This is a genomic window from Streptomyces sp. NPDC058470, assembly GCF_042721055.1.
In the GTDB taxonomy this organism is placed as follows: domain Bacteria; phylum Actinomycetota; class Actinomycetes; order Streptomycetales; family Streptomycetaceae; genus Streptomyces.
Window position 1 is genome coordinate 192,006 of the sequence record NZ_JBHXMF010000004.1, and the last position, 12,083, is coordinate 204,088.

Sequence of the window (12,083 nt, forward strand, 5' to 3'; positions counted from 1 at the left end):
ATCTCGCGGCGGCCGCGCGGCTCCCGCCTGCCCGGGCCGCGGCGGCCCCCGGCCGGCGCCCCCCCCGCCGGTATGTCGGCGAGGGCGGGGGAGTCGGCGAGCAGGAGAAGCGCGGCCGCCGTCGCGACGACGGCCTGGACGACGCTGCGCAGGGCTCTGCGGGTGGGTTCGGCAGCGCGCTGGTCTGGTCCGACGGCCAGGAGATGGAACTGTCCGAAGGAGGCATCGTCTTCCTGCCGAAGAACGTCCCGCACGGCTACCGGATCACCTCCGACACCGCCGATCTGCTGATGATCTGCACCCCCGCCGGCATCGAGGGCATGTTCCGGCACGCGGGACGCGACCTGGCGACACCCCGGCCCGACGGTTTCCGGATCTCCCCCGACCTCCTGGCGGAAGCGGCCGACGCGTACGGCCAGGTCATCGTGGGCCCACCGCGCTGACCACTGGACGCTCGCTGAAAGGGAACAGGGCGCGGCACTCCCCTCACAGCGCCGCGCCCCGTCCCCCGTCCCCCCGCTCTCTCCAGGCAGTGGCCTACTCGACGGCCACCCCCGGCAGCACTCCCGTCCGCGCCGCCTCCCCGTACCACCGGGCACTCGACTTCGGCGTGCGCGCCAGCGTCGCGTAGTCCACGTACACCGCCCCGAAGCGCTTCCCGTAGCCGTACGCCCACTCGAAGTTGTCCATCAGGGACCAGAGGTAGTAGCCGCGGACGTCGGCGCCGTCGGTGACGGCGCGGCGTACGGCCGACAGGTGGCCGTGCAGGTAGGCGATCCGCTCGGGGTCGTGGACGCGGCCGTCGGGGTCCGGCTTGTCGTCGTAGGCGGCGCCGTTCTCGGTGATGTAGAGCGGCAGGCCGGGGGCCTCGCGGGCGTACCGCATGATCAGGTCGTACAGGCCCGTCGGGTCGATCGTCCAGCCCATCCCCGTACGCTCGCCCGGGGTCTGGTGGAAGGCGACGTCGTCCGCGCCCGGCCAGGGGGAGTGCGAACTCGCGCCATGGCCGTCCGCTCGCGGCCCGTCCGGCACGGTCGGTGCGGCCGAAACCAGCGTCGGGGTGTAGTAGTTGAGGCCGAGCGCGTCCAACGGCTGTTTGATCAGGGCGAGATCGCCGTCCAGGACGTACGACCAGTCCGTGACGGACGCCGTCGACGCGAGCAGACCCTGCGGATACGCGCCGTGCAGGATCGGCCCGTGGAAGACCCCGTTGGCGAGGTCGTCGATGCGGCGTGCCGCCGACCGGTCCGCCGGGGCCTGTGAAACCGGCCTGACGACCGAGGAGTTGAGGCTCACCGCGATCGTGTTGCGGTGGGGCATCACGGCGCGCAGGGCCGAAGTTCCCAAACCGTGCGCGAGGTTCAGATGGTGCGCGGCTTTCAGGGCCGCCGCCGGGTCGGTGCGGCCGGGCGCGTGTACCCCGGAGCCGTACCCCAGAAAGGCGCTGCACCAGGGCTCGTTGAGGGTGGTCCACTGCTCCACGCGGTCACCCAGGGCGTCGCCCACGATCTGCGCGTACTCGGCGAATCGCAGCGCCGTGTCGCGCGCGGGCCAGCCGCCCGCGTCCTCCAGCTCCTGCGGGAGGTCCCAGTGGTAGAGGGTGACGGCCGGCTTGATGCCGTGCGCGAGCAGCTCGTCCACCAGGCGGCGGTAGAAGTCCAGGCCGCGCTGGACCGCGGGGCCGCGGCCCGTCGGCTGCACCCGGGGCCAGGAGACCGAGAAGCGGTACGCGGTCAGGCCCAGGTCCGCCATCAGGGCCACGTCGTCGCGGTAGCGGTGGTAGTGGTCGACGGCCACGTCACCGGTGTCGCCGCCCGCTGTCCTGCCCGGCGTATGGCTGAAGGTGTCCCAGATCGAGGGCGTGCGGCCGTCCTCCCGTACCGCCCCCTCGATCTGGTACGCGGAGGTCGCCGCGCCCCAGAGGAAGGCGGGAGGAAAGGTCACGGGCGTCACAGGCTCAGGCATGGAAGCGCTCCCATAGGAGGTCGTGGAGACCGACGGTAAGAGGGGGAGAGGGAGTTGGGTGGGAAAGGGGCCGAGACGGCGGTGGCTCGGCCCCACAAGGGTGTCATCCCTTGACGGCGCCCTGCATGATGCCGCCCACGATCTGCTTGCCGAAGAGCGCGAAGACCAGCAGCAGCGGCAGTGTGCCGAGCAGCGCGCCCGCCATGATCAGGGACTGGTCGGGGGTGAAGCCGCGGCCGAGGCCGGCGACCGCGACCTGCACGGTCGGGTTGCCCATCTGGGTCAGCACCAGGAACGGCCACAGGAAGTCGTTCCACGTCTGGACGAAGATGAGCATGCCGAGGACGGCCATCGCGGGGCGCGCGGCCGGGAACACCACGTGCCAGATCACCCGCCAGCTGCTCGCGCCGTCCACCCGGGCCGCCTCGATCAGCTCGTTCGGCAGCGCCTGGATCAGATACTGCCGCATGAAGAAGACGCCGAAGGCGCTCACCAGGGACGGAAAGATCACCGCCTGGAGCTGGTCGGTCCAGTCGAGCTTGGCGACCATCATGTACAGCGGGATCACGCTGAGTTGAGGCGGGATCATCATGGTGCCGATGATGATCAGCATCATGGCGTTACGGCCCCTGAAGCGCAGCTTGGCGAAGGCGAACCCGGCGATCGTGGACAGCACGACGACGGTGACCGCCGAAATCCCGGCCACGATCGTGGTGTTGAGCATCGCCTCGCCCAGATTGGCGTCCTTCCAGGCGAGTTCGAGTTTGTCGAACAGGCCCGAGCCGAACCAGAACGGCGGCGGTGTCTGCGCCAGCCGGTTGTTGTCGCGCGAGGCGGCGATCGCCGTCCACACCAGTGGGAAGAGCGAGCCGAGGGTGAACAGCACGAGTACGGCGTATGCGATCGGGCCGCCGTGCAACTGGCCGCCCGCGCGCGCGGACTTGGGGCGCCGGACGCGCTTGGGCGGTTCCGTTGCGGGGTCGGACGGAGGCGTCAGGGTCGTCGTCACGGCCGGTTCTCCTTAACCGTCATGGTCACGCCGGTTCTCCTGTCTGCTGGCTTACCTGCCGGCTCAGCTACTGGCGCGCAGCCGGCGCGAGATGACGTAGTTGACGATCCCGATCACGATGAGGATCAAGAACATGGTCCAGGCGATAGCGGAGGCCCGGCCCAGGTGCTGGTTCACCCAGCCCTGCTCGTACAGATAGAGGCCGAGCGTCTGGAACTGGTGCTGGGCGCCGCCCGAGGCGCCCTTGTTGGCGTCGAAGAGGAGCGGCTCGCCGAAGACCTGGCTGGCACCGATCGTCGAGACGACGACGGTGAACAGGATCGTCGGACGCAGCGACGGCAGGGTGACGTGCAGGAACTGCTTCCAGCGCGAGGCGCCGTCCAGGGCCGCCGACTCGTACAGGTCCTGCGGGATGGCCTGCATCGCCGCCAGATAGATCAGCGCGTTGTAGCCGGTCCAGCGCCAGATGATGATCGACGAAACGGCTATCTGCGAGGGCCACTTGTCGTTCTGCCAGTCGACGTGGTCGAACCCGGCGGCGTTCAGCGCCCAGTTGATCATCCCGTAGTCGCGGCCGAAGAGCAGCACGAAGACGAGAGAGGCCGCGGCGATCGAGGTGGCGTACGGCGCGAGCATCGCGACCCGGTAGAAAGTCGAGCCGCGCAGCTTGTAGTTGAGGATGTGGGCGAGACCCATCGCCATCATCAGCTGCGGGACGGTGGAGATGATCCCGATGGTCAGGGTGTTCTTCGCCGCGTTCCAGAAGAAGTCGTCGTCGAAGATCCGCGTGTAGTTGCGCAGACCCACCCAGTCCATGTCGGTGGGTGCCGTCAGCTCCACCGTGTGCAGCGAGGCCCAGCCGGTGTAGATCAGCGGGAAGAGGCCGAAGGCGAGGAAGAGCAGGAAGAACGGGGAGACGAAGGCGTACGGACTCCAGCGCATGTCCCGCTGCCAACGGCGGGAGAGCCGGGCCCGGCGCCGAACGTCCGCCTCCGCGGGCGTGGTTGACGGGGTCCGGTCGGCCGGGGCCGCGCCCCCCTCCTGCTCGGGGGGCGCGGCGATGTCGTGCCGGGCGGCCATACCGGTCACTTCTCCAGGTTGTTGTCGATGGTCTTCACGGCGTTGTTCCAGGCCTCTTCGGGAGACTTGCCCTGGGTCACCAGGACCACGCCGTTGTCGGTCAGCCCCTGCTGGATGATCTGGTCCTTCGGGCCGATCGTCTGGACCGGGATGTTCTTGGCGGCCTCGGCGAAGATCGTGCCGATCGGCGCCGTACCCGTCATGTCGTTCTTCGCGTCCTTCACCGCGGCCGAGTCGTACGCCGCCGGGGTGCTCGGGAAGCTGCCCTGCACGGCGAACAGCTTGGCCTGCTGCTCGGGCGCCGTCAGCCAGGCGGCCAGTTTCGCGGCCTCCTCGGTGTTCTTGCCGGCCTTGGGCACGGCGAGGAAGGAGCCGCCCCAGTTGCCGGCCTTGGGCGCCTGGGCGATCTCCCACTTGCCGGCCGCGTCGGGCTTCGACTTGCCCTTGATGTAGCCGAGCATCCACGGCGGGCAGGACATCGCGGCGAACTTGCTGTTGGCGATCGTCGTGTCCCAGGCGGGCTGGAACTGCGTCTGGTTGCCGATCAGTCCGTCCTCGGCGGCCTGCGCGGTGAGGTCGAACGCCGACTTCACAGCCGGGTTCGTCTTGTAGATGACCTCGCCGGCGGAGTCGTAGAACCGCTCGGTCTCACCGCTGAGGATCGCCTGGAGCAGACCGCCGGGGGAGTCCAGGAAGGTGGTGCCCTTGGGTGCCTTCGCCTGGTACTGCTTGCCGACGTCCACGAACTTGTCCCAGCTGCCCGTCCACAGCTTGGCGACTTCCTCGGGGTCGGTGGGCAGGCCGGCCGTCCCGAACAGGTCCTTGCGGTAGCAGATGGCCATAGGACCGATGTCGGTGCCGACCCCGATCGTCTGCCCGTCCTTGGTGGTGGCCTGCTTCCACTTCCAGTCGAGGTAGTCGCTCTCCTTGCCGTACTTCGACAGGTCGAGCAGCTTGGAAGCCTGGGTCTCGACGATCTCGGCGATGTTGCCGACTTCGACCATCTGGATGTCCTGGAGGCCGCTGCCGGTGGTGAGGTGGTTGACGAGCGCCGGGTAGTAGTTCTCGTTGCGCTCCACCACGGTCTGCTGGATGTCGATGTCCGGGTGGAGCTTCTCGTACTCCTTGTACAGGCCGGATTCCTCGAAGCCCGCGGTGCCGAAGAGGCCGAGCGTGATCTTGGTCTTGCCGCCGCCACCGCCTGCCGACGAGTTGGAGCCCTCGTCCGTGCCGTCGTCGGCACATCCGGCCAGCAGCCCGGTGCCGAGCGACGCTATCGTCGCGAGGACCACCACCCTGCGGGCGGCTCCTGTACGTGCTCGCATTGCGTCCTCCTGTTGCCCTGACGTGCCGACCCCCCGGCCAACTGCATTGTTGGGCCCGTTTTTTGCACGCTGCGGCTCGGGCGGGGAACGTGCGGGATGTGTATGTGTCAGGTACCGTGGGAGCGCTCCCACAAGTGATGTGTTGAAGAGTCGTCGGTTCGCGCAGGGGTGTCAAGGGAGCGGACGCGGAGAACCGCCTTCAGTTATCGGGCTGTTAGCCAACTGCGGGAGACGGTACGAAATCGGCTGAGGCCGGGGGTTTTTCAGTCCGTCACCGGGGGCCTCCGGTACAGGCGACACCTGTGCCGGGCCCGGGTTCATGAACAGGGCTGTTAGATTCCAGGCCAGTCGCGGAGTGATCCGCGGTGTGACGGGAGGCGACGACGATGGCAGGCCACCGAGCGCGGGGCCGGAGCGGTGGGCGGCCGACCCTTGAGGAGGTCGCCGTGCGGGCCGGAGTGGGCCGCGGGACGGTGTCCCGGGTGATCAACGGCTCCCCACGGGTCAGCGACGCGACCCGCGCGGCCGTCGAGGCAGCGGTCGCGGAGCTCGGCTATGTCCCCAACACGGCGGCCCGTGCCCTCGCGGCCAACCGCACCGACGCGATCGCCCTCGTCGTCCCCGAGCCCGAGACCCGCTTCTTCGCGGAGCCGTACTTCTCGGACATGCTGCGGGGGGTCGGAGCGGCGCTGTCCGACACCGAGATGCAGCTCCTGCTGATCTTCGCGGGCAGTGACCGCGAGCGCCAACGCCTGGCCCATTACCTGGCCGCACACCGGGTGGACGGCGTCCTTCTGGTCTCGGTGCACGCGGACGACCCGCTGCCCGATCTCCTCTCCCAGCTGGGGATCCCGGCGGTGATCAGCGGCCGCCGCTCGGCGGAGGAGATCCTGCCGTCCGTCGACTCGGACAACTACGGCGGGAGCCGCGCGGCCGTCGAACACCTGATCGCCCAGGGCCGCAGCACGATAGTCCACCTCGCCGGCCGGCTGGACGTCTACGGCGCCCAGCGCCGCGTCGACGGCTACCGCGAGGGCCTGCGCGAGGCCGGCCGGGAGCCCGACGACCGGTTGATCGTCCCTGGCGACTTCACCGAGGAGGGCGGCCGCCGGGCGATGACGGAACTGCTCTCCCGCTGCCCGTCCCTCGACGCGGTCTTCGCCGGCTCCGACGTCATGGCCGCCGGCGCCCGCCAGGTCCTGCGCGAGCAGGGCCGCCGTATACCGGATGACGTGGCCCTCGTCGGCTACGACGACTCCGCCATCGCCCGTCACATGGACCCCCCTCTCACCAGCGTGCGCCAGCCCATCGAACTGATGGGCCGCGCGATGATCGACCTCCTCCTCGACGAGATCGCGGACCGCCGCCCGCCGGTCTCCCGGGAACTGGAGAAACGACAGGTCGTCCTCCCCACGGAACTGGTGGTCCGGGCGTCTGGGTGACGCGGCCACTGGCCGGCCTCGGTACTGGTCGGCGTGGCCGTCGCCGAAGGGCAGCGGGGGCGCGGTCCGGTGAGGCAGTCTGACGCCATGGTTCTGCATCCCCTGCTCGGAGTCGACGAAGTGCCTGCCGTGGAGCCCTATCTGGGCCGGGTGGGAGAGGTGTTCAAGGCGTACCGCGAGCAGGACTCGGGGTGCGTGTCGTACGGGGTGCAACTGCTCGACGGCGCACGCTGGTTCGTGAAAGAGGCGATCACCGACGACGCGCGGCGGTCCCTGGAGCGCGGCTGGGCGTTCCACCGGACGGTGCGGCACCGGGCGATCGTGCCGCAGGTCCACCGGATCGCCGTACGGCAGAGCTGGGCGGTGGTCATGCCCTGGCGGGACGGCGAGGTGCTGTACCACCCCACTCTCGGCGGCCCGCAGGACCGTACGAACCCGGCCGGCCCGATGGCCCGCTTCCGTGCCCTGCCGACCGACCGCGTCCTCCGCGCCTTCGACCGGGTCCTCGACGCGCACCTCGCGGTCGAGTCCGCCGGCCAGATCGCGGTCGACTTCTACGACGGCGCGCTGCTCTACGACTTCGCGGGCGACGTGACCCACCTGGTCGACCTCGACGAGTACCGGCCGGGCCCCTTCGTGCTGGAGGAGGACCGACTGCCGGGCTCCCGGCGGTTCATGGCGCCCGAGGAGTTCGTACGCGGGGCCGTGATCGACACCCGTACGACCGTCTTCACCCTGGGCCGCGCCGCCCGGCTCCTCCTCGACGCCGGTGACGAGGAACGCGCCTGGCGAGGCACACCCCAGCAGCTGGCGGTCATCGAACTCGCCACCGAAGCCGACCCCGACGCCCGCTTCGAGGACGTCCGACGCTTCACCGACGCGTGGCGCGCCGCCAACACGCCCCAGGACGCGTGAGGTTACGGCCGCAGCGACAGCTCCCACCGGACCTCGCCGTCCTGGCAACGATCCGTCGGCGTCAGCCCTGCCGCGCCGGCGACGGCCGCGGAGGCCCGGTGACCGGGGTGGATGTGGGCGACGACCACGCGGATACGGGGCTGCCACCCGAGCCGGTCGACCAGCCCCCGCACCGCTTCGACGGCGAAGCCACGCCCCTGCCAGGGCGTCCCCAGCACCCAGGCGATCTCGGCGACGTCTCCCGTGACCGTCGCCTGGACCGTCCCCACCAGACATCCGTCCTCCCGGCGCCGGAGCACCCAGTTCCACCAGGTGACAGCGGGGTCCGGGGAGCCCGCGACGAGGCGTTCGTAGCGCGAGCGCAGCGCGTCGGGGGTGGCGGGTCTACCGCCGATGAAGGCGTGCAGCGCCGGATCGGCCAGGACCTGGGCCATCTCCTGGGCGTGCTCGACGCGTAGGGGGAGGGCGTCCAGGCGGGCGGTGTGGATGATCGGGGCGGAGGTGGGGGGCTCGGGCATGGGGGGTGTCCATGGCGAAGTCGGGGTGAACACCAACAAGGCCCGGCCTGTTTCCAGGTCGGGCCTTGATCATTCAGGGTGAGTGACGGGACTTGAACCCAATCCTTTGTGAAGGCTTGACCTGCGGTTATCCGCAAAAGCGGACATGTGGGTTGCAGTGGGCGTCCCGTCGATTGCGTTCGATGCCGTCTGTGTGGCCACGCGTGTGGCCGCGTCCACACGCTCATGGGGTGATCACTCTGTACATTCAACTCCTGTAGTACAGGCCACCGTTGGTCCGGTGACGGTACCTGTCCAGGTGTGGGGACGCGAAGAGGCCCCGACCGTCCCCAGACAGTCGAGGCCTCTCTCCTCACGGGTAGGGGGGAGCCATCTGGATCAGGTGGCCTCTACCTCGCGAGGGTCTCTGGGGGGAGTGGGTCACCAACCCTGCTCCTGCTTCCGCTTGAGGCGTTCCTCGCGGGAGAGGACGACCTTCAGCTTCTCGTCACTGGCGGCCGTCCAGGTGGCCGCCCACATGTAGACGGGGCCGATGACGTACGTCCCGCCCTGCATGTCGGTGACGATCCCCTCCCTGCCCGCGTCGTCGTCCCACACCTGATCGCCGATCCCCACGCGGGGCCTCTCCTCGGTCATTCGGCCGGCTCGCTCAGCAACTCGGCCCAGACCTGCTTGCCCCAGCGGTACATGTCCGTCCCCCAGCGCTCTGCCAGGGCATCGATCAGGAGGAGCCCCCGGCCGCTGGTGAGCAGGTCGTCACCGGGCTTGGTCATCTCCGGCATCACGCGGGCTTTGTCGGTCACGCCGATCCGTACGAAGCGCTCACTCGGTCTGGAGACGATGACTCGGATGCTCCGCGTGTTCGTGTGCTTGACCGCGTTGGCCACCAGCTCGGTGACCAGGAGGATCCCGGAGTCCGTCAGCTCGTCCAGATGCCAGGTGGCCAGCGCGATCCTGACGAGGTTGCGGGCTGCATCGGCGCTCTCCTCCAGGGCGGGGAGGGTCTCGGAGTATCCGGGGTGCCCCGTAGGGCGTACGACGCTGCTCACAGGCATCAGGACCTCGGTCGGTGTAGGTCGAGCTGGGCGTCACCTCCGCGCTGTCGCTGTTAGTGCTTGCGCGCCAACGCATGGCGATGCCTGTTGACCGTAGGGAGGCGCTAGTGAACGGCTCAACGAGCTTGCGCGGACTTGCACGGATTCACCCGAGCGCGTTGATGGCAGCGGTGATGAGGGACCTCGCGGGGGCGCCGTACACCGCGATTGCGGACAGTTCGGTGAAGGCCCGTGCGTACTCCTCGATCTCCCGTGGCTGCGTCACGGTCAGATGGGCCGACACAAGCTCCACATTCACCTGTGCTTCGTCGTACATGGTGAAGGACTCGACAGGCCACCCGACGCCGCGAGGCAGACCCAGCGGGATGATCCCCAGACTTACCGACGGCAGTGAGGCGACGGCGATCAGATGCCCCAGTTGTCCAGCCGTGGTCTCCGCGTCTCCGATGACCGTACGGAGTACCCACTCCTCGATCAGCATGGCGAAGCGGTGGTTGCCTGAATGAAGGATCCGCTGACGGTCCATCCGCACCGCCACGGCCTCGTCGATGTCGTCCGGCACGTCCCGGAGTTCGCTGACTGTGCTCAGCACCGCACGCGTGTAGGCGTCTGTCTGGAGCAGGCCGGGAATCACCCACGACTGGTACGTACGGAAGCGGCGCGTGCGATCGAACAGGGGACGCACCGACTCCTGTGCGCGTTTGAGCCCGGCTTGTTCCATGCGGCGCCATTCGACGTACTGCCCGTCGATGCCCCGCGCGGTGGCGATGAGGTCCGGCGCCTGATCGGCCGTCCCGCAGATCAGCGTCCACGCGCGGATGTCCGCGTCGGAGGGAGGCGTTCTGCCGTGCTCCAGGCGCGAGGTCTTCGACTCGTGCCAGCCGGCGCGCTTGGCCAGCTCTCTGCCGGTGAGACCCGAGTCCTTCCGGATCTCACGGAGACGCTGGCCAAGCGCACGACGTGCTTCCTGGATGCTGGAGGACGGGGACGCCACTGTTCTTGTGCTCGCCCTCAGGCGACCTTGTAATCGCCGTGGGCGACTGCGCGCGCCCACACAGCGGCGAACGCTTCTGCACACAGCTTCAAGGCCGCGCTGTCTGTACGTACTTCCTCGTCGTCGGGGGCCAGCTCTCCATCCCCGCCGAAGTGGTGGAAGACGGCAACTTCGTCGTCGAAGAGCCAGAAGTCGTTCCCCGGCAACGCCAGATCCGATGCCCTTCGCCGGGGCAGCCAGCGGACCTCCTCGCCCGCAGCGACGTTGGCACCGGTCAGGTGGTGCTCAAACCTGACGTAGTCGCTCACGGGCTCGGACACGATGCGTGCCCGGCGTACGAGTACGCCTCGCGAGGTGACGTCCGAGATCAGGGTCAGCCACGAACCGGCCACGCCCAAGCCGTCCCGGACTCCGGTCTGCCAGGCCACGAAGCGGGGATCGGATCGCATGTACCCGTCCCGCATCTCCAGGTGCACGGCGGTGCGGGTGCAGGCGCGGAGACGATCCTCAAGAGTCGGTGCCGGTGCCGCCACTGCCGTTGACCTCCGGGAAGAACTGCATCATGCGCTTCGGGAATTCGATCACGGTCTCATGCTCGGGGATGTCCATCTGTCCGAGGCGGTCGTCGTCCAACACCTTCCATCCCTGCAACAGGTAGTTGTCCGTCGCGTCGTCGTAATAGACGGTGGGGGACTTGCCCTCTGGGCTGTCCGGGTCCTTGCCCAGCTTGTGCAGCGTCATGATCCCCTCCACGGAGTTCGTGTACGAACTGTCTCTACGAGCTTGCTCCAAGTCACCCGTCCAGCACACTGCCTTGCACGAATTTGCACGGGATGAGGACCTCCGGTGAGCCCGGAGGCTGAACGCACGAAAGAGCCCCTGATCTCCACGAGGGAGATCAGGGGCTCAGTGACGGCCATACAGGTGTCCCGCCAGAGACACGAGAAGGTGCTCTGATACTACGCCTTCGGGACGTGAAGAGCGTCCCAACTCGCCTTGCCCGGGGGTCAGGTGGCCGCCGAGCCGGTGTACTTCAACTTCCGCTGCCACGCCTCGTACGAGGCGACGTCGCCGGAGCCGATGGTGTTCTTGTTCGCGCTGCTCTGGTACTTCCCGCAGCCCTCCGCCACGAGGCGGTCGTGCATGCGGCCCACGATCGGGCTCGTACGGCCGACGGAGAACCAGGAGGCCCCCGGGAAGGGCTCGTACGTCTTCGCCGGAGGAGTGGCCGGCTCGGTGCCCTTGGGCCGGGGAGCACCCTTCTTCACCCAGGCGTAGAGCGGACCGCCGGGGCACTCGGTGGCGTACCCGTCGCGGTGACCTTTGATCTCGTCCCCGGCTCCGTGCTGACGGAGCAGCTCGATGCCGTTCCGGATCGCTCCGAGCATGGCGTCCGTGGGCTCGGTCAGACCCTCGTCGCCCACCAGGCCCACGATGGCGTAGTGCGCGACGTTCAGCGGCTGGTTGCCGTCGGCCCCCGTGCGCTTGCCGATGCCCCGGCCCTCCAGGAGGTAACCGTGCGGGCAGGCGCCGTAGTTGTACGCGATGTCGGCGTAGTGCTCGGTCGGGTTGGCCAGGTGGCTCTTCCGGATCGCCTGCCACTCGACCAGGCACTTGGCGTGGTCCTTGAGCAGGGCGGCCGAGACGCCCGTCCCCTCGTAGTGGACCTTCACGCCCTTGGTGGAGGTCTGGGTCGGAGCGGCCGAAGCGGGCCATCCGAGCTGGGTTCTGGTGATGAGTTTCATGGGTGCCTCCAAGAGGGGCTGGCGGGCATGAAGAA

At 68.8% G+C, this 12,083-nt stretch carries 14 protein-coding genes; 3 read left to right on the forward strand and 11 right to left on the reverse strand.

Annotated elements, in window-relative coordinates; translation table 11 throughout:
• A partial coding sequence (locus ACFWP7_RS04695; protein ID WP_384375916.1) for a cupin domain-containing protein occupies positions 1–443 on the forward strand: 443 nt, incomplete at its 5' end.
• A 94-nt stretch (positions 444–537) separates the two neighbouring features.
• On the opposite strand, the gene ACFWP7_RS04700 is transcribed toward ACFWP7_RS04695, so the two are convergent.
• The 4 genes from ACFWP7_RS04700 to ACFWP7_RS04715 all read right to left on the reverse strand — a co-directional run bounded on the left by ACFWP7_RS04700 (position 538) and on the right by ACFWP7_RS04715 (position 5,379).
• A complete protein-coding gene (locus tag ACFWP7_RS04700; RefSeq protein WP_384375919.1) occupies positions 538–1,965 on the reverse strand; it encodes a GH1 family beta-glucosidase in 1,428 nt (475 codons plus the stop codon).
• A 103-nt stretch (positions 1,966–2,068) separates the two neighbouring features.
• On the reverse strand, positions 2,069–2,974 hold the full coding sequence (locus ACFWP7_RS04705) for a carbohydrate ABC transporter permease (RefSeq protein ID WP_384375923.1): 906 nt from the start codon (positions 2,972–2,974) through the stop codon (positions 2,069–2,071).
• A gap of 63 nt (positions 2,975–3,037) precedes the next feature.
• Positions 3,038–4,054: a carbohydrate ABC transporter permease gene (locus ACFWP7_RS04710; protein ID WP_384376127.1), complete on the reverse strand. Its 1,017-nt coding sequence runs from the start codon at positions 4,052–4,054 to the stop codon at positions 3,038–3,040.
• A 5-nt stretch (positions 4,055–4,059) separates the two neighbouring features.
• Positions 4,060–5,379: an ABC transporter substrate-binding protein gene (locus tag ACFWP7_RS04715; protein WP_384375926.1), complete on the reverse strand. Its 1,320-nt coding sequence runs from the start codon at positions 5,377–5,379 to the stop codon at positions 4,060–4,062.
• A gap of 386 nt (positions 5,380–5,765) precedes the next feature.
• Here ACFWP7_RS04715 and ACFWP7_RS04720 point away from each other — a divergent pair, with 386 nt between their 5' ends.
• Complete coding sequence (locus tag ACFWP7_RS04720; RefSeq protein ID WP_384375928.1) at positions 5,766–6,821, forward strand: LacI family DNA-binding transcriptional regulator; 1,056 nt, start codon at positions 5,766–5,768, stop codon at positions 6,819–6,821.
• A gap of 87 nt (positions 6,822–6,908) precedes the next feature.
• Positions 6,909–7,736: a serine/threonine protein kinase gene (locus ACFWP7_RS04725; protein WP_384375931.1), complete on the forward strand. Its 828-nt coding sequence runs from the start codon at positions 6,909–6,911 to the stop codon at positions 7,734–7,736.
• Positions 7,737–7,738: 2 nt separating this feature from the next.
• Here the strand turns inward: ACFWP7_RS04725 and ACFWP7_RS04730 are convergent, their stop codons facing one another.
• The 7 genes from ACFWP7_RS04730 to ACFWP7_RS04760 all read right to left on the reverse strand — a co-directional run bounded on the left by ACFWP7_RS04730 (position 7,739) and on the right by ACFWP7_RS04760 (position 12,048).
• Positions 7,739–8,254 (reverse strand): GNAT family N-acetyltransferase, encoded by a 516-nt coding sequence (locus ACFWP7_RS04730; RefSeq protein WP_384375934.1) that lies wholly within the window; start codon positions 8,252–8,254, stop codon positions 7,739–7,741.
• Between the two features lie 420 nt (positions 8,255–8,674).
• Positions 8,675–8,869, reverse strand: coding sequence for a hypothetical protein (locus ACFWP7_RS04735; protein WP_384375937.1), 195 nt, complete (start codon positions 8,867–8,869; stop codon positions 8,675–8,677).
• Positions 8,870–8,886: 17 nt separating this feature from the next.
• Complete coding sequence (locus tag ACFWP7_RS04740; RefSeq protein ID WP_384375940.1) at positions 8,887–9,309, reverse strand: ATP-binding protein; 423 nt, start codon at positions 9,307–9,309, stop codon at positions 8,887–8,889.
• A 145-nt stretch (positions 9,310–9,454) separates the two neighbouring features.
• Positions 9,455–10,303 (reverse strand): helix-turn-helix domain-containing protein, encoded by an 849-nt coding sequence (locus ACFWP7_RS04745; protein WP_384375942.1) that lies wholly within the window; start codon positions 10,301–10,303, stop codon positions 9,455–9,457.
• Positions 10,304–10,320: 17 nt separating this feature from the next.
• On the reverse strand, positions 10,321–10,767 hold the full coding sequence (locus ACFWP7_RS04750; protein ID WP_384376130.1) for a DUF6879 family protein: 447 nt from the start codon (positions 10,765–10,767) through the stop codon (positions 10,321–10,323).
• Between the two features lie 43 nt (positions 10,768–10,810).
• The gene (locus ACFWP7_RS04755) at positions 10,811–11,044 is read right to left on the reverse strand and encodes a hypothetical protein (protein ID WP_200677416.1); all 234 of its coding nucleotides are present in this window, start codon (positions 11,042–11,044) and stop codon (positions 10,811–10,813) included.
• Positions 11,045–11,310: 266 nt separating this feature from the next.
• The gene (locus ACFWP7_RS04760; protein ID WP_384375946.1) at positions 11,311–12,048 is read right to left on the reverse strand and encodes a peptidoglycan-binding protein; all 738 of its coding nucleotides are present in this window, start codon (positions 12,046–12,048) and stop codon (positions 11,311–11,313) included.
• Between the last annotated feature and the right edge of the window lie 35 nt (positions 12,049–12,083).